General features: G+C 69.2%; 22 protein-coding genes. 10 read left to right on the top strand and 12 right to left on the bottom strand.

Annotation, left to right across the window (positions count from 1 at the left end; genetic code table 11):
- Positions 1–40: 40 nt before the first annotated feature.
- Positions 41–1,558, bottom strand: a complete 1,518-nt coding sequence (locus OG462_RS22550) for a glycosyltransferase family 87 protein (protein WP_406060156.1) — start codon at positions 1,556–1,558, stop codon at positions 41–43.
- Positions 1,559–1,693: 135 nt separating this feature from the next.
- Positions 1,694–4,453, bottom strand: coding sequence for a transglycosylase domain-containing protein (locus OG462_RS22545; protein WP_406060154.1), 2,760 nt, complete (start codon positions 4,451–4,453; stop codon positions 1,694–1,696).
- Positions 4,454–4,825: 372 nt separating this feature from the next.
- On the opposite strand from OG462_RS22545, the gene OG462_RS22540 reads away from it, so the two are divergent.
- The 3 genes from OG462_RS22540 (at position 4,826) to OG462_RS22530 (ending at position 7,972) form a co-directional block, all read left to right on the top strand.
- Positions 4,826–5,506 (top strand): PadR family transcriptional regulator, encoded by a 681-nt coding sequence (locus OG462_RS22540; protein ID WP_189833684.1) that lies wholly within the window; start codon positions 4,826–4,828, stop codon positions 5,504–5,506.
- Between the two features lie 48 nt (positions 5,507–5,554).
- On the top strand, positions 5,555–6,637 hold the full coding sequence (locus OG462_RS22535; RefSeq protein WP_406060152.1) for an inositol-3-phosphate synthase: 1,083 nt from the start codon (positions 5,555–5,557) through the stop codon (positions 6,635–6,637).
- 75 nt (positions 6,638–6,712) lie between these two features.
- Complete coding sequence (locus OG462_RS22530) at positions 6,713–7,972, top strand: MFS transporter (RefSeq protein WP_406060150.1); 1,260 nt, start codon at positions 6,713–6,715, stop codon at positions 7,970–7,972.
- Between the two features lie 81 nt (positions 7,973–8,053).
- On the opposite strand, the gene OG462_RS22525 is transcribed toward OG462_RS22530, so the two are convergent.
- Positions 8,054–9,520: a CCA tRNA nucleotidyltransferase gene (locus OG462_RS22525; RefSeq protein ID WP_406060148.1), complete on the bottom strand. Its 1,467-nt coding sequence runs from the start codon at positions 9,518–9,520 to the stop codon at positions 8,054–8,056.
- Between the two features lie 212 nt (positions 9,521–9,732).
- Between OG462_RS22525 and OG462_RS22520 the strand changes: the two genes are divergently transcribed.
- From OG462_RS22520 to trxA, 7 genes are all read left to right on the top strand, one after another.
- On the top strand, positions 9,733–12,117 hold the full coding sequence (locus OG462_RS22520) for a DUF6049 family protein (RefSeq protein WP_406060146.1): 2,385 nt from the start codon (positions 9,733–9,735) through the stop codon (positions 12,115–12,117).
- Between the two features lie 45 nt (positions 12,118–12,162).
- Entirely contained in the window at positions 12,163–14,400 is a 2,238-nt protein-coding gene (murJ, locus tag OG462_RS22515; protein WP_406060145.1) for a murein biosynthesis integral membrane protein MurJ, read from the top strand.
- 118 nt (positions 14,401–14,518) lie between these two features.
- Complete coding sequence (locus OG462_RS22510; RefSeq protein WP_406060143.1) at positions 14,519–16,207, top strand: protein kinase family protein; 1,689 nt, start codon at positions 14,519–14,521, stop codon at positions 16,205–16,207.
- Between the two features lie 25 nt (positions 16,208–16,232).
- Complete coding sequence (gene sigM / locus OG462_RS22505; RefSeq protein ID WP_406060141.1) at positions 16,233–16,937, top strand: RNA polymerase sigma factor SigM; 705 nt, start codon at positions 16,233–16,235, stop codon at positions 16,935–16,937.
- On the top strand, positions 16,934–17,884 hold the full coding sequence (locus tag OG462_RS22500) for a zf-HC2 domain-containing protein (protein ID WP_406060140.1): 951 nt from the start codon (positions 16,934–16,936) through the stop codon (positions 17,882–17,884). The genes sigM and OG462_RS22500 overlap by 4 nt, the downstream gene beginning before the upstream one ends.
- A gap of 139 nt (positions 17,885–18,023) precedes the next feature.
- Positions 18,024–18,989 carry a thioredoxin-disulfide reductase gene (gene trxB / locus OG462_RS22495; RefSeq protein WP_406060138.1) on the top strand — a complete coding sequence of 322 codons (966 nt, stop codon included), beginning with the start codon at positions 18,024–18,026 and terminating at the stop codon, positions 18,987–18,989.
- A gap of 47 nt (positions 18,990–19,036) precedes the next feature.
- A complete protein-coding gene (trxA, locus tag OG462_RS22490; RefSeq protein ID WP_406060136.1) occupies positions 19,037–19,369 on the top strand; it encodes a thioredoxin in 333 nt (110 codons plus the stop codon).
- A gap of 109 nt (positions 19,370–19,478) precedes the next feature.
- Here trxA and OG462_RS22485 read toward each other — a convergent pair whose 3' ends face one another.
- From OG462_RS22485 to rpmH, 9 genes are all read right to left on the bottom strand, one after another.
- Positions 19,479–20,096, bottom strand: coding sequence for a GNAT family N-acetyltransferase (locus tag OG462_RS22485; protein WP_406060134.1), 618 nt, complete (start codon positions 20,094–20,096; stop codon positions 19,479–19,481).
- Between the two features lie 160 nt (positions 20,097–20,256).
- Entirely contained in the window at positions 20,257–21,351 is a 1,095-nt protein-coding gene (locus OG462_RS22480) for a ParB/RepB/Spo0J family partition protein (protein WP_406060132.1), read from the bottom strand.
- Positions 21,348–22,424 carry a ParA family protein gene (locus tag OG462_RS22475; protein WP_078944828.1) on the bottom strand — a complete coding sequence of 359 codons (1,077 nt, stop codon included), beginning with the start codon at positions 22,422–22,424 and terminating at the stop codon, positions 21,348–21,350. Before OG462_RS22475 ends, OG462_RS22480 begins: the two co-directional genes overlap by 4 nt.
- Before the next feature lie 236 nt (positions 22,425–22,660).
- Positions 22,661–23,380, bottom strand: coding sequence for a 16S rRNA (guanine(527)-N(7))-methyltransferase RsmG (gene rsmG, locus OG462_RS22470; RefSeq protein ID WP_406060130.1), 720 nt, complete (start codon positions 23,378–23,380; stop codon positions 22,661–22,663).
- Positions 23,381–23,497: 117 nt separating this feature from the next.
- On the bottom strand, positions 23,498–24,007 hold the full coding sequence (locus tag OG462_RS22465; RefSeq protein ID WP_189833698.1) for a R3H domain-containing nucleic acid-binding protein: 510 nt from the start codon (positions 24,005–24,007) through the stop codon (positions 23,498–23,500).
- 29 nt (positions 24,008–24,036) lie between these two features.
- Complete coding sequence (gene yidC, locus OG462_RS22460; RefSeq protein WP_406060127.1) at positions 24,037–25,380, bottom strand: membrane protein insertase YidC; 1,344 nt, start codon at positions 25,378–25,380, stop codon at positions 24,037–24,039.
- A gap of 3 nt (positions 25,381–25,383) precedes the next feature.
- Positions 25,384–25,710 carry a membrane protein insertion efficiency factor YidD gene (yidD, locus tag OG462_RS22455; RefSeq protein ID WP_215065479.1) on the bottom strand — a complete coding sequence of 109 codons (327 nt, stop codon included), beginning with the start codon at positions 25,708–25,710 and terminating at the stop codon, positions 25,384–25,386.
- Positions 25,707–26,078, bottom strand: coding sequence for a ribonuclease P protein component (gene rnpA / locus OG462_RS22450; RefSeq protein ID WP_406060125.1), 372 nt, complete (start codon positions 26,076–26,078; stop codon positions 25,707–25,709). Before rnpA ends, yidD begins: the two co-directional genes overlap by 4 nt.
- Before the next feature lie 20 nt (positions 26,079–26,098).
- Positions 26,099–26,236: a 50S ribosomal protein L34 gene (rpmH, locus tag OG462_RS22445; protein ID WP_030205020.1), complete on the bottom strand. Its 138-nt coding sequence runs from the start codon at positions 26,234–26,236 to the stop codon at positions 26,099–26,101.
- Positions 26,237–26,496: the final 260 nt, after the last annotated feature.

Genomic DNA, 26,496 nt, shown 5'->3' with positions numbered 1-26,496 from the left:
GCCCGGGCCGGCCGCCGCGAACTGCTGCGGCCGGTCCCCCTCACCCCCGGGAGCTCAGCTCCTGGGGGTTTCCCCATTCCACCAGCGGCCCGTCCTCGGCGGCCGGTGCCGCATGCCGGGCCGGATGGGCGGCCCTGCCCGCGACGAAGACGTCCTCCGCACCGTCCAGGACGCCCCCCGAGGGGTCGTCCGCACCGTCCTGCCGGACCGGGTCCTTCTCGGGCGTGAGGATGTCGCGTACGACCATCGCGCACAGGTACAGGGTGCCGAGCAGGTGCAGCACGATGGCGAACTGGTAGCCGTCCACCGGCAGTCCCTGCTTGCTGTTGCCGCTGGCCGTGAACGCCAGGTACATCCAGACGCCCACGAAGTACATGACCTCGCACGCCTGCCAGACCAGGAAGTCGCGCCAGCGCGGCCGGGCGAGCGCCGCCAGCGGCACCAGCCACAGCACGTACTGCGGTGAGTAGACCTTGTTGGTCAGCACGAACGCGGCGACGATCAGGAAGGCCAGCTGGACGAAGCGGGGCCTGCGGGGCGCCGTGAAGGCCAGGTAGACGAGCCCCGCGACCGCCGCCAGCATCAGCAGCAGCGCGTACAGGTTGGCCCGGCCCGGCGTGATCGCGTCACCCGTCCGCTGGCTGACCAGCAGCCAGATCGAACCGAAGTCGACGTTCCGGTCCCGGCTGAAGAGGTAGAACTGCTTCCAGCCCTCGGGCGCCATCAGCATCACGGGCAGATTCACCACCAGCCACGCGCCGCCCGCACCGAGCACCGCTGTCCCGTACTCCCGCCACTTCCCGGCCCGCCAGCAGAGCAGCAGCAGCGGGCAGAGGAGCAGTATCGGGTAGAACTTGGCGGCGGTGGCCAGGCCGAGCAGGATTCCGAAGGCCAGGGGCCGCTCACGCGACCACATGAGGATCGCGGCGGCGGTCAGCGCGACGGCCAGTATGTCCCAGTTGATCGTGGCGGTCAGCGCGACCGAGGGCGCCAGGGCGACGAGCAGCCCGTCCCAGGGGCGCAGACGGTGCGTCCGGGCCACACAGACCGCTAGAACGGCCGCGCAGACCATCAGCAGACCCGCGTTGGCCAGCCAGTACGACTGCTCCTGCTGCATGGTGTCGCCGCCGCCCGGCGTCAGCCAGGCCGCGACCTCCATGAAGAGCCCGGTCAGAACCGGGTACTCGAGGAACGGTATGTCGCCGCCCAGCCGGTCGAAGTAGGGCACCAGGCCGTCGGCGAAGCCCCGCCCCGAGAAGAGGTGCGGGATGTCCGAGTAACAGGCGTGGGTGTACTGGGAGGTCGTGCCACGGAACCAGGCCCAGTTGTAGCAGGGCAGCTTCTGCACCATGCCGAGGGCGAACATGCCGATGGCCACGAGGGCGATCACCCGCACCGGCGTCAGCTGCCCGGTGCCGCGCGCCGCCCGGCGGCCGTAGGGGCCGCCGATCAGTTCGCTGCCCGCGGCGGCCACCTTGTCCCGGTGGGTGGGGCTGACCGTCTGCGAACGGCCCTGCGACCGGTCCTGCGGCGCGCTCGTCTTCTGGAGGCTCGGCATGGGGGACATCCTGCCGTACGTCTCCGGGAAAACGGCGAGGGCCGCCGCGGCCGGCCCGTACGGAAGGTACGGAGCGGACGCGGCGGCCCTCAGGTGGCGCCTTGGCCGAGGAGCGGGGAGCACCTCGGCGGAGGATCAGGGAATCCAGGTCCCGTCATCGGGTTTGCCGTTTCCCCCGCCTGGGCCGTTGCCGCCCGTCGCTGTGTCGGTCGGCGTCGGGCTGGTGGCGGGTGGCGTGGTGGTCGGCTGCCCGGTGTTGCCGCCGGGGTTGCCCGGATCCCCGGTGCTGCAGTTCCAGTCCCAGACGCCACAGGTCGTCTTGCCCGGCTTCGGCGTCCGGCTCGGCGTGGGAGTCGTCGGCGGCGGCGTCGTGGCCGGGGGAGTCGTCGTCGGCGCCATCGTGGTCTCGGTGGGCGTCGGCGTGGCCGTCGGGCTCGGCGTCGGGCTGGTGGCACCACCGCCGAAGACGGGCTTGGCGTCCTCCAGCTTCTCCGGCTCCGGGAAGTCCTTGATCGGGTCGTTCGCCACGGCCCCGGTCATGTAGTCCTGCCAGATCCGTGACGGGAACGACGAACCGTGGATACGCGGCTGGGCACCCGTGCCGTACATCTTCTGGAACTCGCGCTTCTTCTTCGTCTCGTCGTCGTCGAAGCGGTACATGTCGATCGCGGTCGACAGCTGCGCGGTGTAGCCCACGAACCAGGCCGACTTGTTGCCGTCGGTCGTACCGGTCTTGCCGGCCACGTCACGGCCCGGGATCCGCGCCTTGCGGCCGGTGCCCTCGTCGTCCTCCACGACGTCCCGGAGGACGTCGGTGACGTTGTTGGCGACAGCGGGGGTGAAGGCGATCTTCTCCTTCGCCTCGTGGTGCTTGAATTCGACCCCCCCCTTGCTCACGGACTCCACCGAGTAGGGGTCGTTCTGCTTGCCCTCGTTGGCGAACGTCGCGTAGGCGCCGGCCATGCGGATGGCACTCGGGCTGGAGACACCGAGGGAGAAGGAGGGGAACTCGCCCGGGACGAGCGAGTCGGAGCGCAGGCCCGCCTTGATGGCCGCATCGCGGACCTTGTCGATGCCGACGTCCATGCCGAGCTGCACGTACGGCGAGTTCGCCGACTTGATCATGGCCCTGCGCAGGGTCATGTCCTTGTAGCTCGCGTCGTCGTCATTGGTCTGGCGCCACTCTTCGCCCTTGTCGTTGTGCCAGATCTCGCCGTTGTACTTGCGGATCGTCAGCTCGTTCTTGCCGGAGTAGCGGCTCTTGTCCGGGTCCACGATCGTGCGGGTCGACGCGTCCTGGCTCTCCCCCAGCTCCTTGTCCCGGACCCCGTCCGTCATCGCGGCGGCGAGCACGAAGGGCTTGAACGTCGATCCGACCTGCGCACCGGTGTTGTCGGCGTTGCTCCGGAAGTGCTTGGTCGCGTCGACGCCGCCGTAGAGGGCGACGATCTTCCCGGTCGCCGTGTCGACGGAGGCACCACCGAACTGCACGTTGGTGTCCTCCTTCGGGCGCTTCTTCGGGTCGATGTACTCGTCCAGGATCTTCGTGACCGACTTCTCGAGGGCATTCACCTTCTTCTTGTCGAAGGTGGTGTAGATCTCGTAGCCGCCGCGCTCCAGATCCTGCTCGGTGATACCGAACTGAGCCTTGACGTTCGCCTTGGCGGTGGTCACCAGATAGCCGATCTGACCGCTCAGGTTGGCGCTCTTCTTGGGCCCCTCGACCTTGGGGAACTCCGTGTACTTCGCGCGCTCCTCGGCCGTGATGTGCCCGTCGTTCTTCATCTCGTCGAGGATCCACGCCCAGCGCTTCTTGGCGCGCACGGTGTTCTTCTCGGGCGTCGCCTCGGCGTCGATCTCGGGATAGCCGGCCGGGTCGTAGTACGTCGCGCCCTTGAGGACCGCGGCGAGCAGCGCCGACTGGCTGGGATTGAGGTGCTCGGCGTCCGTGTTGAAGTAGGCGCGCGCCGCCGCCTGAACGCCGTAGGCGCCACGCCCGTAGTACGCGGTGTTCAGATATCCGGCCATGATTTCGGGCTTGCCGGTCTCGTTGCCGACCTTCATGGAGATGAAGAGTTCCTTCACCTTCCGGCTGAGGGTCTGCGACTGGTCGTCAAGGCGGTTGTTCTTCACGTACTGCTGGGTGATCGTCGAACCACCCTGCGTCTCGCCGCCCTTGGCCATGTTCCACACGGCACGGCCGATACCCATGGGGTCGATTCCGGAGTCGTCCCAGAAGGTCTTGTTCTCCGCGGAGATCACCGCGTTCTGCATGGACTTCGGGATCTTCTCGAACGGGACGATCTGGCGATTCGTACCGCTGCCCGTCGCGACCATCCGGGACTTGTCGGCCCAGTAGTAGATGTTGTTCTGCGACTTCGCGGTCAAGGCCTCGTTCGGGACGTCCACCTGCGAATACGCGAACGCGGCAGCGCCCATCAGGCTCGCCGCGAAGAACAGGAACGTACCCGTCACGAGCTTCCACGACGGCATCCAGCGACGCCAGCCGTACTTGCCGTACCGGGGGTAGTCGATCGCCCGCTTCTTGCCCGGCCCACGGCCGCTTGAGCCCCGTCCCGGACCGCTGCCGCGGCCGCCACCGCCGCCACCACGCCGTCCGCCCCCAGGACCACCAGGGCCCCCGGGGCCGGCCTCGGCCCCCTTCCGGCGGCTGCCACGCTGGGCGGCCCTGCGGGCCTCCGCGCGACCTCCGTAGGGGCGCTGCTCCTCCCCATGGGAGGAAGCGGGCCCGTACGAGGCCGAAGGGGCCCCCGTACCGACATCCTGGGCCGGGGCCGACCTGCGGCCCACCGGCTGCTGGGCAGCGCGCCGTGCCGCCGCGCGTCCGCCCGTCGGCGGCTGCTGCGGCGGCATTTTGCGACGATGCTCGCTCATCGAACGACTACTCCTCGGGCAGGCACATACGCCTGGAAGCGGCAGTTGAGTTCCGGTCCCCCCGAAATGCGTACGGCCGGAACCCCATCGGAGGCCCCTCCGTATCGCAGCCGGTCACCCGGAGCACTGACGCCCCGCGGCAGCGCTCGGTTCCCGGTGTTCTGCATGCCGCACAGACTACGCACGGCCAAAACCCTCCTAGGGCCGGACTTCACCCCAAATCAGGCAAGTCGAACGCTGTGAATTGACGATGTGACGCCGGTCACGGCGGTCCCACTTGTCGAGACAGAGAGGCCGTTCTATCGTGCTGATGTATCGAGTCGATACATCAGCACGGCATAAGGGCCCCGAAGGCGGAGGAGGAGGCGACGAATGAGCAGACGCTCCGGCATCCTCGAGTTCGCCGTTCTCGGCCTGCTGCGCGAGGCCCCGATGCACGGGTACGAGCTGCGAAAGCGCCTCAACACCTCGCTGGGCGTCTTCCGAGCCTTCAGCTACGGAACGCTGTATCCCTGCCTCAAGACGCTGGTCGCCAACGGCTGGTTGATCGAGGAACCGGGCAGCGCGCCCGAGGAGGCGCTCGCCGCTTCACTCGCAGGACGCCGAGCCAAGATCGTCTACCGGTTGACGGCCGCGGGTAAGGAGCACTTCGAGGAGCTCCTGTCCCACACCGGCCCGGACGCCTGGGAGGACGAGCACTTCGCCGCACGCTTCGCCTTCTTCGGGCAGACCGAGCGCGAGGTGCGGATGCGGGTCCTCGAGGGCCGCCGCAGCCGGCTGGAGGAGCGTCTGGAGAAGATGCGCGCCTCCCTGGCCCGGACCCGAGAGCGCCTCGACGACTACACGCTTGAGCTGCAGCGCCACGGTATGGAGTCCGTGGAGCGCGAAGTGCGCTGGCTGAACGAGCTCATCGAGAGCGAGCGTGCAGGGCGGGATCAGCGATCCGGCCCCGACGCCCCCGCTCTGCACGACAACGATTCTGGAGAGACGGGCGGCCTGCCCCGGCACGGGGGCAGTACCCGGCCGGATCCGTCCGACGACACCGCCAAGTGAAACCCTGCGCACAGCAGGGCTTCCACGATCTAACAGGGAGCAACCGGAATGGGTTCGGTTCGCGTAGCCATCGTCGGCGTGGGCAACTGCGCCGCCTCGCTGGTGCAGGGCGTCGAGTACTACAAGGACGCCGACCCGGCGGCCAAGGTGCCCGGCCTGATGCACGTCCAGTTCGGCGACTACCACGTCCGTGACATCGACTTCGTCGCCGCCTTCGACGTCGACGCGAAGAAGGTCGGCCTCGACCTCTCGGACGCCATCGGCGCCAGCGAGAACAACACCATCAAGATCTGCGACGTCCCGAACAAGGGCGTCACGGTCCAGCGCGGTCACACGCTCGACGGTCTCGGCAAGTACTACCGCCTGACCATCGAGGAGTCCGCCGAGGAGCCGGTGGACGTCGTCCAGATCCTCAAGGACCGCCAGGTCGACGTTCTCATCTGCTACCTGCCGGTGGGTTCCGAGGCTGCCGCGAAGTTCTACGCGCAGTGCGCCATCGACGCCAAGGTCGCCTTCGTCAACGCCCTTCCGGTCTTCATCGCCGGCACCAAGGAGTGGGCGGACAAGTTCACCGAGGCGGGCGTCCCGATCGTCGGCGACGACATCAAGTCGCAGGTCGGCGCCACCATCACGCACCGCGTGATGGCGAAGCTGTTCGAGGACCGCGGTGTCCGTCTTGAGCGCACGATGCAGCTCAACGTCGGCGGCAACATGGACTTCAAGAACATGCTCGAGCGCGACCGCCTGGAGTCCAAGAAGATCTCCAAGACCCAGGCCGTCACCTCGCAGATCCCCGACCGCGAGATGGGCGAGAAGAACGTCCACATCGGTCCGTCGGACTACGTGGCCTGGCTGGACGACCGCAAGTGGGCGTACGTGCGCCTCGAGGGCCGTGCCTTCGGTGACGTTCCGCTGAACCTCGAGTACAAGCTCGAGGTGTGGGACTCCCCGAACTCGGCGGGTGTCATCATCGACGCCCTGCGCGCCGCGAAGATCGCCAAGGACCGCGGCATCGGCGGCCCCATCCTCTCCGCGTCGAGCTACTTCATGAAGAGCCCGCCGGTGCAGTACTTCGACGACGAGGCCCTGGCCAACGTCGAGAAGTTCATCAAGGGCGAGGTCGAGCGCTAAAGCGCCACACGCTTGTCGATCGAGGGTCCCCGCGGCACTGCCCGGGGGCCCTCGTCGTATGTGAGTCTTGCTGCCATGTCCGTCGTACGTGATCTGCGCGTACTCCTGCGCCTGACGAACTTCCGCCGCCTGCTCGCCGTCCGGCTGCTCTCCCAGTGCGCCGACGGCGTCTACCAGGTGGCCCTGGCCACGTACGTCGTGTTCTCCCCCGAGAAACAGACCTCCCCGACCGCCATCGCCTCCGCCATGGCGGTCCTCCTGCTCCCGTACTCGCTCGTCGGGCCCTTCGCCGGTGTACTCCTCGACCGCTGGCAGCGCCGCCAGGTCTTCCTGTACGGCAACCTCCTGCGCGCCCTGCTCGCCTGCGGGACCGCCGTGCTCGTCCTCGCCTCGGTCCCCGAGTGGCTCTTCTACGCCTCCGCGCTCTCCGTCACGGCCGTCAACCGCTTCGTCCTCGCGGGGCTCTCGGCCTCGCTCCCGCGTGTCGTCGACCCCGAACGGCTGGTCGTGGCGAACTCGCTCTCCCCCACCGCCGGCACCCTCGCCGCGACCCTGGGAGGCGGTCTCGCCTTCGGCATCCAACTGATCGCCGACAAGTCCGACGCGGCCGTGGTGGCCTTCGGCGCCGTCCTCTACCTCTGCGCCGCCCTCGCCTCGCTCCGCATGTCCCGGGAGCTCCTGGGGCCCGATCCGGGCCTCGTGCCACAGCGGCTCACCTCGGCCCTGGCCTCCACGGCCCGAGGCCTCACCGAGGGGCTGCGGCACCTCTCCGAGCGACGGCCCGCCGCCCGGGCTCTCGCCGCGGTGGGCCTCATGCGCTTCTGTTACGGAGCCCTGCTCGTCACCGTGCTCATGCTCTGCCGCTACGAGTGGAGCTCCACGGAGTCCGAGGGTCTCAAGCTCCTCGGCATCGCCGTCGCCGCCTCAGGCGCGGGTTTCTTCGCGGCGGCCGTGCTCTCCCCGTGGGCGGTGGGACGGCTCGGCCCCTTCGGCTGGATGACGGTGTGCGCGGCGACGGCCGCCGTGCTGGAACCGCTGCTCGGCCTGACCTTCGCCCCCACGCCCTTCTTCGTCGCCGCCTTCGTCCTCGGACTCATCACCCAGGGAGCCAAGATCGCGACGGACACGGTGGTGCAGACCTCCGTGGACGATGCCTACCGGGGCCGGGTCTTCGCGCTGTACGACGTGCTGTTCAACGTGGCCTTCGTCGCCGCGGCGGGGGTCGCGGCGCTGATGCTGCCGCCCGACGGCCGTTCCGCCCTACTGGTCGTGCTGGTGGCCGTGATCTACGCGGCGATCGCACTGGCCTTGCGAGGGGAACGCGCGGAGGGGTGATGTTTCACGTGAAACATCACCCCTCACAGGCGTTGCGCGCACCGATGTTTCACGTGAAACGTCGCTGCACCCGGACGCGGCTCAGCCCTGCGTGGCCCACCACTCCTTGAGCGCGGCCACGGCCTGGTCGTGCTTCATCGGCCCGTTCTCCAGCCGGAGCTCCAGCAGGAACTTGTACGCCTGACCGATGGCGGGACCAGGGCCGATCTCCAGGATCTCCTGGATCTGGTTGCCGTCGAGGTCGGGACGGATCGCGTCGAGCTCCTCCTGCTCCTGGAGCTGTGCGATGCGGTCCTCCAGGCCGTCGTAGGCGCGGGAGAGGGCGCCCGCCTTGCGCTTGTTGCGGGTGGTGCAGTCCGAGCGGGTCAGCTTGTGCAGACGAGAGAGCATCGGCCCGGCGTCGCGGACGTAGCGGCGCACGGCCGAGTCGGTCCACTCACCGGTCCCGTAACCGTGGAAGCGGAGATGCAGCTCCACGAGCCGCGAGACGTCCTTGATCATCTCGTTGGAGTACTTGAGCGCGGTCATGCGCTTCTTGGTCATCTTCGCGCCGACCACTTCGTGGTGGTGGAAGGAGACCCGCCCGTCCTTCTCGAAGCGACGCGTACGCGGCTTGCCGATGTCGTGGAGCAGGGCCGCGAGGCGCAGCACCAGGTCGGGCCCGTCCTCCTCCAGGTCGATGGCCTGGTCGAGCACGGTCAGCGAATGCTCGTAGACGTCCTTGTGGCGGTGGTGCTCATCACTCTCCAGGCGCAGTGCGGGCAGCTCGGGGAGCACATGGTCTGCGAGACCGGTGTCCACGAGGAGCCCGAGGCCCTTCCTCGGGTGGGCGGAGAGCAGCAGCTTGTTGAGCTCGTCACGGACCCGCTCGGCGGAGACGATCTCGATCCGGCCGGACATCTCCTTCATCGCCGTGACGACCTCGGGGGCGACCTCGAAGTCCAGCTGAGCGGCGAACCGGGCGGCCCGCATCATGCGCAGGGGGTCGTCCGAGAAGGACTCCTCCGGCGTACCCGGCGTCCGCAGCACCTGAGCGGCGAGGTCCTCAAGGCCGCCGTACGGGTCGATGAACGTCTTCTCCGGGAGGGCCACGGCCATGGCGTTGACGGTGAAGTCACGCCGGACGAGGTCCTCGTCGATGGAGTCGCCGTAGGACACCTCGGGCTTGCGCGAGGTCCGGTCGTACGCCTCCGAGCGGTACGTGGTGACCTCGATCTGGAAGCTCTGATCAGCGTCTCCGACGCGGGCCTCCTTCTGGCAGCCGACCGTCCCGAAGGCGATGCCGACCTCCCACACCGCGTCGGCCCACGGGCGGACGATCTTCAGTACGTCCTCGGGGCGGGCGTCGGTGGTGAAGTCCAGGTCGTTGCCGAGCCGGCCGAGCAGCGCGTCCCGTACCGAGCCACCGACCAGCGCGAGGCTGAACCCGGCCTCCTGGAAGCGGCGGGCGAGGTCGTCGGCGACAGGGGACACACGCAGCAGTTCACTGACCGCGCGGCGTTGCACCTGGCTCAGTGCAGTCGGGGTGTCTTCGTTGGCGTTCGGCACAACAGAAAAGGGTACGTGCCCCGGCTCGCGGTGACGTCCTCGTTTTCCCGTGGGCAAGGCCCGGGGGACCGCCGGACGGAGGCCCGTCGAAGATCGGCTGGAGCAGTCCCCGGCACTTGCTCCCAGCGTGCCTCGTTACCATGCCTGGACACAGCAACCGGGAACCACCTACACCACTGGCATCACAGACAACGACGAGGACGGGCGAACGCGTGGCCGAGGCGGCAGACATCCAGGGAACCGGTCCCTCACCTGCCCGCCGATGGCTGCGGCGCACGGTCACCGTCGCCTTCGGGGCGCCGCTCCTCGCCGGCCTGCTCCAGGCCCCGGCTGTGACGTCACCGGCGTCCGCCGCCGAGGACGCCACCGGTTCGAAGACCGTCGATGTGTCTCTCGCCACGCTGACGCCGAGCGCACCCGTCGAGGGGGACACGGTCACCGTCACCGGGACGGTGACCAACCGCGGCAAGAAGACGGTGACCGACGCGACCGTGGACCTGCGTGTCGGGCCGCGGATGACGAGCCGCAGCGAGATCGAGCAGGTGACCGGGCGCACCGGTTACCGGAGCGACAGCGATCCCGCCCCCGTCGAGGACGCCCCCACCATCAAGGTCCCCCGACTGGGCCCAGGCCTCAGCGCGGACTTCTCGCTCTCCGTGCCGGTCTCCGACCTCGGGCTCGACGAGGCGGGCGTCTACCAGCTGGGCGTCTCCCTCACCGGGCAGACCTCGGACCGGCGCTACGACCGGGTCCTCGGCATCGAGCGGACCTTCGTGCCGTACCAGCCCGAGGCCACCGAGAAGAAGACCCAGCTCACCTATCTCTGGCCGTTGATCTCCGCGGCCCATGTGTCGGCGGAGACGGCCACCGACGATCAGCAGACCCCGGTGTTCGAGGACGACGCCCTGGCGGCCGAGCTGAAGCCGGGCGGGCGGCTCGACGAGCTGGTCTCGCTGGGCAAGGACCTCCCGGTCACCTGGGTGGTCGACCCGGACCTGCTGGCCTCCGTCGACGCCATGGCGAACGGCTACCGCGTCAAGGACGGCACCCTGCACGTCCCCGGCAAGAACCAGGCCGTCGCCGAGCGGTGGCTGAACTCGCTGGAGAAGGCGATCCAGGGCCACAAGGTCGTCGCCCTTCCCTTCGCGGACCCCGACCTCGCCTCGCTGGCCCACCGGGGCAAGGACGTTCCCGGCTCGCTGGGACACCTCCAGTCGGCGACCGCGCTCGCCGGGGCGACGGTCGAGACCGTCCTCCACGTCCAGCCCGCCACCGACTTCGCCTGGCCCGTCGACGGGGCCGTCGACCCCTCCATCGTGTCGGTGGCGACCTCGGCGGGTGCCGACAAGGTGATCGCCCGCAGCGACAGCGTCCGTGACGATCTCTCGTACACGGCCACGGCGGCCCGCCCTCTCGGCGACGGCAGCACCACGGCCGTGGTGAGCGACGCGCTCCTGTCCACGACGTTCGACGGCGACATGGTCCGTGCGGAGAACTCCACGCTCGCGATCCAGGAGTTCCTCTCCCAGTCCCTCGCGATCACCCTGGAACAGCCGGAGGACCAGCGCAGCATCGTGGTCGCCCCGCAGCGGGTGCCGACGGCGGCGCAGGCGCAGACCATGGCGGCTGCCCTGCAGGGGCTCTCCGGCAAGCGGTGGAGCCAGCCGAGCGACCTCCTGGCGGCCGCCGCGGCCAAGCCGGACCCGGACGCCTCCACGGCGGTGCCCGGCACCTCCCGGTACCCGAAGAAGCTGCGCGACCGGGAGCTGCCGGTCCAGGCCTTCCGGGACATGAAGACCACCCGCGACGAGCTGGACGACTTCAAGGTCATCCTCACCGCCCAGTACCGCGTCGTGCCCCCGTTCACCAACGCGATCAACCGCGAGATGTCGACCTCGTGGCGGGGGCAGGCGAGAGCCGCGGCGCTCTACCGGATCAACGTCCTGGAGTATCTGCAGACCCTCACCGAGGGGGTCCAGCTGGTCGACAAGTCCGACCTCACCCTCTCCGGTCGCAGCGCGACGATCCCCGTGACCGTCCAGAACAAGCTGCTGCAGGACGTGCACCTCGTGCTGCGGCTCACCTCCGGCAGCAAGAACCGGCTCAACCTGAGCGGCGAGAGGTACAAAGAGCTGCCGGTGAGGATCAACGGCGGTCACAGCCAGTCGGTGAAGTTCTCCGCCTCCGCCAACGTCAACGGCCAGGTGCCGATGACGGCCCAGCTCTACACCGAGGACGGCACCCCCTACGGGCAGCCGATGACGTTCACCGTGAAGGTCTCCGAGATCACCGCCACGGTGATGCTCGTGATCGCCGGCGGCGTCCTCCTGCTCGTCCTCGCCGGCGTGCGGATGTACAGCCAGCGCAAGCGGGTGGCCGCGCGGAACGCCGAGGCCGAAGCGGCGAAGGCGGACACCGAGCCGGAGGAGCCGGAGACGGAGCCCGGGACGGAGCCGGACCCGGCGTCACCGGAGGAGGCGGAGGCCCCGACGGAGGAGCCCGACACGGGCGAACCCGAGCAGCCGAGTGACCCGACACCGGACACCGGGCCCGAAAGCGGCGACCCGTCCGGCCCGGGTGAGAAAGTGGACCGTTGAGCGATGTCGTGGCCGGTCGGCCGGGGACGATGAGGTGGGGTAACCATGAACGCGCCGTACGACGGTGACCGCGGCCAGGGCACGGGCGGCACCCCGCCGTCCGGTGAGACGCCCGCGGCACCCGCCGGCTCCGGCTACCCGCCGGTGCCGCCCCCGCAGCAGGCCGCCCCTGGCCCGCAGGGGCACGACCCCTACGCCCAGGACGCCTACCAGCAGAACCCGTACGCCCAGGACCCCTACGTCCAGGACGCCTTCACCCATGACCCGTACCGGGCCCAGGACCTGTCCGCGCAGGACCCGGTGACCGAGGCGCTCTACGACCGCGCCGCGCACCCGCCGCCCCCGCCCGGCCTGTACCAGGAGCCGCAGCCGCTCTACCAGCAGCCGGCCGCGCCCCACCACGCTCCCGACCCCCGTGTGTGGGCGCAGACCCCGGCGCCGGAACCCGAGGGTCCCTCGCGCCACCTGCCGTACGGCGACGACGCGCGCACCGTCCAGTTCACCGGCGTCGACGACCTGGTGACCCGGGCCGGTGAGGAGGAGCCCGAGCCGGACGCCTTCGCACACCTCTACCGGGACCAGCAGACGCCCGGCCAGGTGCCCCCGCCCGCCCCGGAGCCGGATCCCATGCCCGCCCCCGCCCCCAAGAAGTCCGGTCGTGCCTCCGGGCTGCTGAAGTCGAGCGCGGTGATGGCCGCCGGCACCCTGGTGTCCCGGCTCACCGGCTTCGTCCGCAGCCTGGTGATCACCGGCGCACTCGGCGCCGCCCTGCTCGGTGACACCTTCACCATCGCCTACACCCTGCCGACGATGATCTACATCCTGACCGTCGGCGGCGGGCTCAACTCGGTCTTCGTCCCGCAGCTCGTCCGCTCGATGAAGAACGACGAGGACGGCGGCGAGGCCTACGCCAACCGTCTGCTCACCCTGGTCATGGTGGCGCTCGGCGCGATCGTGCTTCTCGCCGTCTTCGCGGCGCCGCTGCTCATCCGGCTGATGTCGAACACCATCGCCGACGACGCCGCGGCCAACAGTGTGGCTGTGACGTTCGCCCGCTACTGCCTGCCCACGATCTTCTTCATGGGCGTGCACGTGGTGATGGGTCAGATCCTCAACGCACGCGGCAAGTTCGGCGCGATGATGTGGACCCCGGCCCTCAACAACATCGTCATGATCGTCACCTTCGGCCTGTTCATCTGGGTCTACGGCACCTCCGCCGAGTCCCACATGGGTGTGCAGACCATCCCCGACGACGGCATCCGCCTGCTCGGCATCGGCACCCTGCTCGGGCTCGTCGTCCAGGCTCTGGCGATGATCCCTTACCTGCGTGAGACGGGCTTCCGGTTCCGGCCCCGCTTCGACTGGAAGGGCCACGGGCTCGGCAAGACGGTCAAGCTCGCCAAGTGGACCGTGCTCTTCGTCCTCGCCAACCAGGCGGGCGTCCTGGTCGTCACCCAGCTCGCCACGGCGGCCGGTGAGGAGTCCGGGAGGAACGGCGCCGGCTTCCTCGCCTACTCGAACGCCCAGCTGATCTGGGGCATGCCGCAGGCCATCATCACGGTCTCCGTCATGGCCGCCCTGCTGCCGCGGATCTCCCGCGCCGCCCACGACAACGACCCGGGCGCCGTCCGGGACGACATCTCGCAGGGGCTGCGCAACTCGGCCGTCGCGATCGTCCCGGTCTCCTTCGCCTTCCTGGCGCTCGGCGTCCCGATGTGCACCCTGCTCTACGCCTCCAGCGGCGTCGAGGCCGCCCAAGGCATGGGCTTCATCCTGATGGCCTTCGGCCTGGGCCTGATTCCCTACTCCGTCCAGTACGTCGTGCTCCGTGGCTTCTACGCCTACGAGGACACCCGGACGCCCTTCTACAACACGGTCATCGTCGCCGCCGTCAACGCGGCCGCCTCGGCGATCTGTTACGTCGTCCTGCCCGCCCAGTGGGCCGTCGTCGGCATGGCCGGCTCGTACGGGCTCGCCTACGCCGTCGGTGTCGGAATCGCCTGGCGCCGCCTCCGCAAGCTGCTGGGAGGCGATCTGGACGGCACCCACGTGATGCGGACCTACGCGCGCCTCTGCATGGCCTCCGTGCCCGCCGCGATCGTCTCCGGCGCCGTGGGCTTCGGCCTTCTGAAGCTCCTCGGAGAAGGCGCGTTGGGCTCGCTCGTCGCCCTGTTCGTCGGTGGAGCGGTGCTCCTCGGTGTCTTCTTCGTCGCGGCCAAGCGCATGCGGATCGCGGAGCTGAACACCCTGGTCGGGATGGTGCGCGGACGCCTGGGACGCTGAACCGGCCGGGCCCGCACAACCATCGGGGGGAACCGCGTGTCGTGCATAGCGTCCGACTGTGGGCACAATTGGCTTGGCTGTTGGATGTGGCGCAACGGATGGGGAGGCAGGAACGACGGTGGCGGAACGTAGCACGGCTGCCGTCGACGTGGCCGACAACAGCGGTGACGACCCGCTGACCGCCAAGGCGGACACGGCCGCGACCGACGGGGTGGCGGACAAGCAGAAGACGGCGGAACAGACCGCCGAGACCACGGACAAGAAGGCGGTCGAACGACAGAGCGGCGAACAGCCCTCCATCACGGCTCCGGAGCTGCACAGCGGCCACAAGCTGGCCAGACGCTACCGGCTGGAGGAGTGCGTCACCCGTCTGGACGGGTTCAGCAGCTGGCGTGCCGTCGACGAGAAACTACGGCGTGCCGTCGGGGTCCACCTGCTGCCCGCCGACCACCCCAGGGCCCGTTCGGTCCTGGCCGCGGCCCGTTCCTCGGCCCTCCTCGGCGACCCTCGCTTCGTGCAGGTCCTCGACGCCGTCGAGGAGAACGACCTCGTGTACGTCGTGCACGAGTGGCTGCCCGACTCCACCGAGCTGACCACGCTGCTCGCGGCCGGCCCCCTGGAGCCCCACGACGCCTACCAGCTCGTCAGCCAGGTCTCCCAGGCCATGGCCGCCGCCCACCGCGAAGGCCTCGCCCACCTCCGGCTGACGCCGAGCGCCGTCCTGCGCAGCTCCACCGGCCAGTACCGGATCCGTGGCCTGGCCGTGAACGCAGCCCTGCGCGGCATCACCGCCGAGCGGCCGCAGCGCAGCGACACCGAGGCCATCGGCGCACTCCTGTACGCCGCGCTCACCCAGCGCTGGCCGTACGACAGCGACGCCTACGGGCTCTCCGGCCTGCCCAAGGGCGTCGGCCTGCTCCCGCCCGACCAGGTCCGCGCCGGTGTCCACCGGGGCCTCTCCGAGATCGCCATGCGCGCCCTGGCCAACGACGGGGCCACCGCCTCGCGCCAGGAGCCGCCCTGCACGACCCCGGACGAGCTGGCCAAGGCCGTGGCCGCGATGCCCCGTGTGAAGCCGCCAGAGCCGGAGTTCACCCCTCCGCCGGAGTACCAGCGCACGACGTACCAGCAGGGCACCTACGGGCGTCCCCAGGTGCGCCCGGTGGTCACCCAGCCGGTGGTCGTCCCGCCGCCCCCGCTGCAGAGCCGTACCGGCAAGGCGCTGAAGTGGGCCGTCTCGGCCCTCCTGATCGCCGCCCTGGGCCTCGGCAGCTGGCAGATCGCAAACCGTCTCCTCGCCCCGGACTCCACGCAGAAGGAAGTTCCGGTCACGTCACCGACGGCCGACGAGAAGCCCGAGCCTCCCAAGCCCGTCACCATCGAGTCGGCGCACGACTTCGACCCGCTGGGGAACGGCTCCGAGAAGCCCCAGGCCATAGATCTCGCCTTCGACGGCGATCCCAGCACCTTCTGGTACACCGAGAACTACTACGGCGCCGACTTCGCCAATCTGAAGACCGGCGTGGGCCTCGTGCTCGACCTGGGCAAGGCCCAGAAGATCAGCTCGGTCGAGTTGTCGTTCGTGGGCCACACCTCGGTGGAACTGCGCACCGCGCCCTCGGACGCCTCGTCGGAGCCGTCCCTGCCCGACGCGTACACCACCCAGGCGGACGGTGCCGGCAGCCAGGTGATGCTGAAGCCCACGAAGCCCGTCACGACCCGCTACGTTCTCGTCTGGCTGACGGAGCTTCCCTCCAACGACGGGGGCTTCCGCGGCAAGCTGAGCGAAATCAAGATCATGAGCTGACGACCGCAGGGGAGGGGGCTCACCGTTGGACCGACCGATAGACGACGCCACCGACGACCGGGAACTCCTGGCACGCCATGTCGCGGGAGACCCGGACGCCTTCGGGGAACTCGTGCGCCGTCATCGCGATCGGCTGTGGGCGGTGGCCCTGCGGACCCTCGGCGACCGCGAGGAAGCCGCTGACGCCGTCCAGGACGCCCTCATCTCTGCCTTCCGGGCCGCCCACACGTTCCGGGGCCAGTCGGCCGTCACAACCTGGCTCCACCGCATCACGGTGAACGCCTGTATCGACCGCGCTCGCAAGACCGCCTCCCGCAAGACCTCGTCCGTCGACGACCCCGCCCGGTTCGAGCAGCTCCTCGAACCCCACGAGTCGGCCGAGGCCCCCGCCGAGCGCCAGGACCTCCACCGGGAGCTGCTGGCCGCTCTCGCCACGCTGCCCTCGGACCAGCGCGCCGCCCTCGTCCTGGTCGACATGCAGGGATACCCGGTCGCGGAGGCGGCCCGTATCCTCGGCGTTCCCACCGGCACGGTGAAGAGCCGCTGCGCGCGCGGGCGGGCACGACTGCTTCCGATGGTCACTCATCTGCGCGCCGACACTGTGGGTAACCAGCCCCTCGATGGGGGAAGGAACCGGACGCCGGGGACATCCGTCCCACCGGTGCCGGGGCCGACGGATACCGGACCGACTGATCCAGCTGCTGTGAAGGGCGGAGGTGGGCGCACGTGACTTCCACGGCCGACAGGGCCAACACCACACAGCACCCGGACGTCTCGGAAATCTCCGATCTGACCGAGGGGCTGCTCTCGCCGACCCGCTCCGCCGCCGTCCGCCGGCATCTGGACGGCTGTCCCCTCTGCGCGGACGTACGGTCCTCCCTGGAGGAGATCCGAGGGCTGCTCGGCACTCTTCCCGGGCCGCCCCGCATGCCCGCGGAGATCGCCGGACGGATCGATGCCGCCCTCGCCGCCGAAGCCCTCCTCAACGCCACCACGCCGGAGAGCGACACCGCTGTTTCACGTGAAACATCGCGCGCCGCGGCCGAGACGGCTCCCGCTGTCTCTCCCGCTCCTGTCACGGACCGCCCCGCGGACCGCCCCTCCGGTCGTCCCAGCGCCGCCACCGGGCCCGGCCGCTCCAGGAAGCCGCGTCGCCGTCGCATCGCGCTGCTCTCGACGCTCGGCGCCGCCTTCGGAGCCGTGGTCCTCGGGACCAGCCTGTACCTCAGCCAGGCGGGCAACCTGACCGCCGGTGGTGACGCGACCGACACCAAGAAGGCCGACACCGCCGCCGGGGCGGCCCTGAGCCCCTTCTCCGGCTCTCCGGTCGAGGACCGGGTCCACCAGCTCCTGGCCGAGGGCGACGCGGCCCAGACTCCCCGTGGCATCGCCCCGGAATCCATGTCCGCCGAGGCCGAGCCCGAGGCCCCCCAGCGGAACAGGGACACCGCCGTCCCCGGCTGCGTCCTGGCCGGCACCGGCCGCTCCGACGCGGTGCTGGAGCACGAGCGGGGTGAGTACCGGGGATCGCCCGCCTATCTGCTGGTCCTCCCCGACCCCGCGGACAGCACCCGGGTCCAGGCCTATGTGCTCGACGCCTCCTGCGCGGACCGCACGACCGGGAGCGGAAGCCCGGCCGCCGATCTCCTGTTCAGCGAGACGTACCCCCGCTCCTGACCTCTCTCCCCGTCCGGCCACGGTGCCGCGCGGCGGTTTCGGGAATGTACGCCCCTTAGGATCCGTTGGGTGGGGTGAGAGTGACCGAGACAACCGCCCCCGTAGGCAGTGGCAGTCTGCAGAGACGAGGAAGAAACCCGTGAGCGACGTCCGTAACGTGATCATTATCGGCTCCGGGCCCGCGGGTTACACCGCTGCGCTCTACACCGCCCGAGCGTCGCTGAACCCCCTGGTCTTCGAAGGTGCCGTCACCGCGGGTGGCGCACTCATGAACACGACCGAGGTCGAGAACTTCCCCGGCTTCCGTGACGGCATCATGGGCCCGGACCTGATGGACAACATGCGGGCCCAGGCCGAGCGCTTCGGCGCCGAGCTCGTCCCCGACGATGTCATCGCCGTGGATCTGAGCGGTGACATCAAGACCGTCACCGACACCGCCGGCACCGTGCACCGCGCCAAGGCCGTCATCGTCACCACCGGCTCCCAGCACCGCAAGCTCGGCCTCCCGAACGAGGACGCTCTCTCCGGCCGCGGTGTCTCCTGGTGCGCCACCTGCGACGGGTTCTTCTTCAAGGACCAGGACATCGCCGTCGTCGGCGGCGGCGACACCGCGATCGAGGAGGCCACCTTCCTCTCGCGCTTCGCCAAGACGGTCACGATCGTCCACCGCCGGGACAGCCTGCGTGCCTCGAAGGCCATGCAGGAGCGCGCCTTCGCCGACCCGAAGATCTCCTTCGCCTGGGACAGCGAGGTCACCGAGATCCACGGCGAGCAGAAGCTCAGCGGCCTGACCCTGCGCGACACGAAGACCGGTGAGACCCGCCAGCTGCCCGTCACCGGCCTCTTCATCGCCGTGGGCCACGACCCGCGCACCGAGCTCTTCAAGGGCCAGCTGGACCTCGACGAGGAGGGCTACCTCAAGGTCGCGGCGCCCTCGACGCGTACCAACCTCACGGGTGTCTTCGGCGCCGGCGATGTCGTCGACCACACCTACCGTCAGGCCATCACGGCCGCCGGCACCGGCTGCTCCGCCGCGCTGGACGCCGAGCGCTTCCTGGCCGCCCTCGCCGACAGCGAGAAGCTGGCCGAGACCCCCGCGGTCTGACCCCCGTCTCTCCTCACCCCACACCCCGCGAGATCAAGGAGGCCGCTGTGGCCCTCAAGACTGTGACCGACGCTTCCTTCGAAGAGGACGTCCTCAAGAGCGACAAGCCCGTTCTGGTGGACTTCTGGGCGGCGTGGTGCGGCCCGTGCCGCCAGATCGCCCCGTCGCTGGAGGCCATCGCCGCGGAGCACGGCGAGATCGAGATCGTGAAGCTCAACATCGACGAGAACCCGGCCACGGCTGCCAAGTACGGCGTCATGTCCATCCCGACGCTGAACGTCTACCAGGGCGGCGAGGTCGTGAAGACGATCGTCGGTGCCAAGCCGAAGGCCGCCATCCTGCGCGACCTCGAGGCGTTCGTCGAGCCGACCAAGGCCTGATGCTCCCTCTCTGTTTCACGTGAAACCGTGAAACAGCAGCAGCGGTGTTTCACGTGAAACAGGAACGGCCCGCCCTCTTCCGGGGGCGGGCCGTTCTCGTGTCCCGACGCTACAGCGGTCTCAGGACGGGGTCCTTCTGGACGGCGCCGAGGAGCCGGTCAAGGGCCATCTCGACGTCCTCCTTCCAGGAGAGCGTCGTCCGAAGTTCCAGCCTCATCCTTGGGAAGGCCGGGTGCGGCCGCACCGTCTTGAAGCCCACCGCCAGCAGGTGATCGGCCGGCAGCACACAGGCCGGCTCCTTCCACCGGGCGTCCCCGAACGCCTCGATGGCCTTGAAGCCCCTCCGCAGCAGATCCTTGGCCACGGTCTGTACGACCATCCGGCCCAGCCCCTGCCCCTGATAGCCGGGCATGATCCAGGCCGTCATCAACTGCGCGGCGTCTGCCGCCACCGGGCTCGTCGGAAAGGCCGTGGAACGCGGCACATAGGCCGGGGGAGCGTAGAGGACGTAGCCGACCGGCACGTCGTCGACGTAGACCACCCGGCCGCAGGACCCCCACTCCAGGAGAACGCCCGAGATCCAGGCTTCCTTCTCCAGCTCCGAGCGCCCCGACCGGACCGCGGCTTCACCGCTGACCTGGTCGAGTTCCCAGAACACACAGGAACGACACCGCTTGGGCAGGTCCGGAAGGTTGTCCAGCGTGAGCGGTACGAGCCGACGCCCCACGGCCGCTCCTCACTTCCCTCGCCACCGAGCACGGATACGCCTCCTGGAATCGTATCGATCGGGCGATCGGGACGACACCGCTCACAGGCAAAGGGCGGGCCGCGTTCCGGCGAAGACCGGAGCACGACCCGCCCTGGGCGGCCTCAGACAGCGAACGGCCTCAGCCCTCCGCGCCCTTCTCGGCGTTCTTCTGGTCCATGACCCGACCCTCGCCGGGAGCCAGGGTCGCCAGGATCCGGTCCAGATCCTCCACCGAGGCGAACTCGACGACGATCTTGCCCTTCTTCTGCCCGAGGTCGACCTTCACCCGGGTCTCGAAGCGGTCCGAAAGACGGGAGGCGAGATCCGTGAGCGCGGGCGAGACACGGCCACCGGCTCGCGGCTTCGTCGGCTTGACCGCACCGACGGGCTCCTCGGAGCCCATGAGGCTCACGATCTCCTCGACGGTACGCACCGAGAGACCTTCGGACACGATCCGGTACGCCAGCTTGTCCTGGGACTCCGGGTCCTCCACACCGAGCAACGCCCGCGCGTGGCCGGCGGAGAGCACTCCGGCGGCCACCCTTCGCTGTACCGGCGGGGAGAGACGCAGCAGTCGCAGCGTGTTGGAGATCTGCGGGCGGGAGCGCCCGATCCGCTCCGCGAGCTGGTCATGGGTGCAGCCGAAGTCCTTGAGCAACTGCTCGTAGGCGTGAGCCTCTTCGATCGCGTTCAGCTGGGCACGGTGGAGGTTCTCCAGGAGGGCGTCCAGGAGCATCTTCTCGTCGTCGGTGTCCCGGACGATCGCCGGGATCCGCTCAAGACCCGCTTCCTTGGAGGCCCGAAGGCGCCGCTCACCCATGACGAGCTCAAAGCGCTCGGCATCGAGCGTGCGCACGACCACGGGCTGGAGGAGGCCGACCTCCTTGATGGAGACGACGAGTTCCGCCAGGGCGTCCTCGTCGAAGACCTCACGCGGCTGGTGCCGGTTGGGCACGATGGCGTCGAGCGGAAGCTCGGTGAAGTAGGCCCCCGCCGGAGGCTCGGGCCGGACCACCGGCTCGGCTTCGTTCCACGACCGCGCCGACTCCGGCGACTGCGCACTCTGCGGCAGCGTCGCCAGCTTCGCGGCCGCCACCCCTCGGTCCGAGGGCATGGCCGGGGCCGCACCGGGTGCGGCCACGCCCACGCCACCCGTCGACGCCTGCCGTTCCTGGGGAGCAGCGGGGATCAGCGCACCGAGCCCACGCCCCAGTCCCCTACGTCGCTCACTCACTGGATCCCCTCCGACATGCTGCGCTGGTGGTTCTGGTGCCCTACATGGGCGTGCTGCGGGTCGTAGTGCACGGCAGCCCCCCGCAGGGCGATCTCACGGGCCGCTTCGAGATACGACAGGGCGCCGCTGGAGCCCGGGTCGTAGGTGAGGACCGTCTGCCCGTAGCTCGGTGCCTCCGAGATGCGGACGGACCTCGGGATGCTGGTCCGCAGCACCTCCTCGGCGAAGTGGGTGCGCACCTCGTCGGCGACCTGGGAGGCGAGCCTCGTACGGCCGTCGTACATGGTGAGCAGGATCGTCGAGACATGGAGCGCGGGGTTGAGGTGCCCGCGCACCAGGTCGACGTTCCGCAGGAGCTGTCCGAGCCCCTCCAGTGCGTAGTACTCGCACTGGATCGGGATCAGCACCTCGGCTCCGGCCACCATGGCGTTGACCGTGAGGAGGCCGAGCGAGGGCGGGCAGTCGATCAGGATGTAGTCGAGCGGCTGCTCGTAGGCCTGGATCGCCCGCTGCAGGCGGCTCTCACGAGCCACCAGCGACACCAGCTCGATCTCCGCGCCGGCCAGGTCGATGGTGGCGGGGGCACAGAAGAGACCCTCGACGTCCATGACGGGCTGCACCACTTCGGAGAGCGGCCTGCTGTCCACGAGGACGTCATAGATCGAGGGGACCTCGGCGTGGTGGTCGATGCCGAGCGCCGTGGAGGCGTTGCCCTGCGGGTCGAGGTCGATGACCAGGACCCGGGCACCGTGCAGGGCGAGGGACGCGGCAAGGTTGACCGTCGTGGTCGTCTTGCCCACGCCGCCCTTCTGATTGGCGACCACCATCACGCGAGTCTGCGCCGGGCGGGGAAGTCCCTCACCGGCACGACCCAAGGCCTCTACTGCCAGCTGGGCAGCACGACCAATGGGGGTGTCGTCCATCGGGGGCGGTGTTTCACGTGAAACATCCTCCCCCACCGATTCGGTTCGGGGACCGGGGACCGGATCGGTCATCGGTCCCGCGATGTTGGCGTCGGACCGCAAGGATTCACTCTCCTCGGCTTCAGGCTCGCGATGGGGAGAGCCTGCCATGCTTTCGGGGTCGTGAACCAGCGAGACCGGTGGTTCTGTGGGTGAATCCACCTCTGTGGACATCTCCGTAACCCTCGCGGGTGGGTTCACGCGGGGTCTACGGTCCCGGGGCGCGGCAGCCGCGCGACCGCGGCTGATGATCCCCTGCAGCAGTGAGCGACGTTTCACGTGAAACACCATGCCCCTGCTGCCCGGCCGGGACCGTTCGACACTCCGAAATGGTACGTATGCGACGCTCAGCGGCGTCGACGGGTCTTGCTCGTTCGGGCGGCCTTGGCCCGCTTGGCCGCGAACCGCACACCACCCGGGCTCTCTCCGACCTCCACCCGGACGACCGTGGACAGCGGATCGACGATCCCCTCACCCACGTGCATCACGGAGGTCTCCACCACACCGAGGCGCGAGAGCGCGGCGCGCGCACCGAGGATCTCCTCCTCCGCGGTGTCGCCCTTGAGCGCCAGCATCTCCCCGTACGGACGCAGCAGGGGGACTCCCCAGCCGGCCAGCCGGTCGAGCGGCGCCACCGCGCGAGCCGTCACCACGTGCACGGGCGTGATCTTGCCGAGCATCTCCTCCGCCCGTCCCCGGACCACGGTCACATGGTCGAGGCCGAGCAGCTCGACAACCTCCTGGAGGAAGTTCGTCCGGCGAAGAAGCGGCTCCAGGAGCGTGATCTTCAGGTCGGGGCGAACCAGGGCCAGAGGGATGCCGGGAAGACCGGCGCCCGAGCCCACATCGCAGACGGTGACTCCCTCGGGGACGACCTCGGAGAGCACGGCGCAGTTCAGCAGGTGGCGTTCCCACAGCCGCGGGACCTCACGCGGGCCGATCAGCCCCCGCTTCACACCCGCGTCCGCGAGGAGCTCCGCGTACCGCACGGCCTCCGGGAAGTACTCACCGAAGACTGTCCGCGCCTGCTCCGGAGCCTCGGGGAGCTCCGCCGCTTCCTCCGTCACGGGAACCGTCCTTCCGTACCGCACGCATCGTGTGCGAGCGCACTGTGGTGGCTGACTATCAGGCTGACAAAGATCGGCCCCGCCTGCGAACAGACGGGGCCGACACTACGTGAGGGTTCAGGCCGGGAGAACAACGACGAAGCGCTGCGGCTCCTCGCCCTCGGACTCGCTGCGCAGACCGGCGGCGGCGATCGCGTCGTGCACGACCTTGCGCTCGAACGGCGTCATCGGGTCCAGCTTGACCGGCTGGCCGGTGGACTTCACCTCGACCGCGGCCTTGGCGCCCAGCTCGGCGAGCTCGGCACGCTTCTTGGCGCGGAAGCCGGCGATGTCGAGCATCAGACGGCTGCGGTCACCGGTCTCCCGGTGCACGGCCAGCCGGGTCAGCTCCTGGAGAGCCTCCAGGACCTCACCGTCGCGGCCCACGAGCTTCTGCAGCTCACGCGCCGAGTCGCTGATGATCGAGACCGCGGCCCGGTCCGCCTCGACGTCCATGTCGATGTCGCCGTCGAGGTCGGCGATGTCGAGCAGACCCTCGAGGTAGTCGGCCGCGATCTCACCCTCCTGCTCAAGGCGGGTCAGGGTGTCGCCACCCTCGGCGGCGGCGGAGGTGGTGCCTTCCGTCACGGATGGACTCCTTCTTGCTTCGGCGAGGCTTACTTCTTGGAGGACGGGTGCTTGGGCCGCTGCTGGCCCTTGCGCTGACCGGACTTGCCCTGACGGGATCCTCCGGAGTTGGCGCGGCTGGGACGCGCGGGCTTGTCGCCCTGCGCCTCGCCCTCGCCCTGAGCCTCGTCCTTGGGCTCATCCTTGGCGTCGGCCTTGGCCGAACCCTGGGACTTCTTCTCGAGCGAGGTGGTCGGCGCCTCTTCGGCGGCCGGCTCGGAAGCTTCCTCGGTGTCCTTCGCCGTGGCGTGCTGGGCCGCGGCGGCCTGGCGCTGGGCCTTGGTCTGGCGCTTCGGCTGCTGGCGCCTGGCGGCGGGACCGCCCTCGGCCTCGGCCACGAGCGTGTCGCCCTTGATCACGGTGCCGTCGGCCTGGGCGGCGAAGCCGGCCTTGGACAGGCCCGCGAAGAAGCGGCGCTCGTTCTCGTTGCGGTCGCTGCCCTTGGCGACGATCACCTTGACGATGTTCTTCCGGCGACGGCCGCGAACCTCACCGTGCTGCGTGACGCTCTTCAGCAGACGCTGGAGGTAGGAGTCCTGCGCCTTGCTGCCCGGGGTCGGGTTCTGGTTGATCACGTACATCTGCTGGCCCATGGTCCACACGTTGGTGGTCAGCCAGTAGACGAGGACACCGACGGGGAAGTTGATGCCCATGACGGCGAAGATCACCGGGAAGATGTACATGAGCATCTTCTGCTGCTGCATGTACGGGGTCTTCACCGAGAGGTCGACGTTCTTCATCATCAGCTGGCGCTGAGTGAAGAACTGCGAGGCCGACATCATGACGATCATGATCGCGGTGACGATGCGGACCGAGGTCAGCGAGGCGTCGAGCGCGGCGACCTCAGCGGCACTGTCCGTGAACTTCGACGCGAGCGGGGCACCGAAGATGTGTGCCTGACGGGCGCTGGCCAGCAGCGGGCCGTCGATGACCCCGATCTCCTTGCCCGAGGCGATGCCGGACAGCACGTGGTACAGGGCGAAGAAGAACGGCGACTGGGCAAGGATGGGAAGGCACGAGGAGAGCGGGTTGGTACCCGTCTCCTTGTACAGCTTCATCATCTCTTCGGACTGACGCTGCTTGTCGCTCTTGTAGCGCTCCTGGATCGCCTTCATCTTCGGCTGGAGCGCCTGCATGTTCCGCGTCGACTTGATCTGCTTGACGAACAGCGGGATCAGACAGATACGGATCAGCACCACAAGGGACACGATCGACAAGCCCCAGGCCCAGCCGGTGTCAGGGCCGAAGATCGCCCCGTACACCTTGTGGAACTGGACGATGACCCAGGAAACGGGCCAGGTGATGAAGCTGAACAGACTGGCAATCGTGTCCACTAATCAGGCTCCTTGAGCATTGGGCGAGGTCTCTGCGGCCGGGCTCGTCTCGGCGGTGGACCCGCCCTTGTCGCCGCGCAGCGCGTTCCTCAGCATTTCGTGCCAGCGGGGGCGCTTACGCGCGGGGACATGGTCCACGCCGCCGGGCGACCACGGGTTGCACCGCAGGATGCGCCAGGCGGTCAGGGCTGTGCCCTTGATCGCGCCATGCCGGTCGATGGCCGTGAATCCGTAGTGGGAACACGACGGGTAGTACCGGCAGACGGGCCCGAGAAGCGGGCTGATCGTCCACTGGTACAGCTTGATGAGAGCCAGCAGCGGGTACTTCATCGCGTGCCCCCTCCCAGCAGCCGCTGGAGAGCGGCGTCCAGGTCTCGGGCCAGCTGTGCGTGATCGGCGTCGCCGGCTCCGGGCAACGCCCGTACGACCACCAGGCTACCGGGGGGCAGCTCGGCGAGCCGGTCGCGGACGAGATGGCGCAGACGTCGCTTCACCTGGTTGCGTACGACCGCAACACCCACGGCCTTGCTCACGACGAAACCCGCACGTGCCGGGGGAGCGCTCTCCCCAGGCGCGTGCGGGTTCGTTGCACCGCTGCGTAGGTGGACGACGAGGAGCGGGCGACCGGCCCGACGCCCTCGGCGTACCGCGATTGCGAAGTCCTCGCGCCGCCTCAGCCGATTCTCGGTAGGCAGCACGTCATGACCTGTTAAGCAGATCAGGCGGACAGCTCAGAGCGACCCTTGGAACGGCGGTTCGCAAGGATGGCTCGACCGGCACGCGTACGCATCCGCAGGCGGAAGCCGTGGGTCTTGGCGCGACGACGGTTGTTCGGCTGGAAGGTGCGCTTGCTCACTCGGGGGCTCCAGAAATGATTCGTAGATGGCGGGACATCGCCTGGCTGTCACCGTGCGCCCACGAGTAGCTCGCAATACGCCCGAGTGCACCGCTACACGTTCAAAAACCGTGATCTTTGCCCATCGGAGGCAGGCGGCAGCAGCCATCGACAACTCGACCTGGTCACGGTACGCGCGGCTACGCCATCCGGTCAAACCGACCTGTCGCCACCTCCCATTGTGCACAGGCTGTGGACAACAACTTGAACCACGTCAGCCG

The organism is Streptomyces sp. NBC_01077 (genome assembly GCF_045162855.1).
GTDB lineage: Bacteria > Actinomycetota > Actinomycetes > Streptomycetales > Streptomycetaceae > Streptomyces.
Note: the sequence above shows the minus strand (reverse complement) of the source record. Positions and strands in the feature narration are given on the sequence as shown.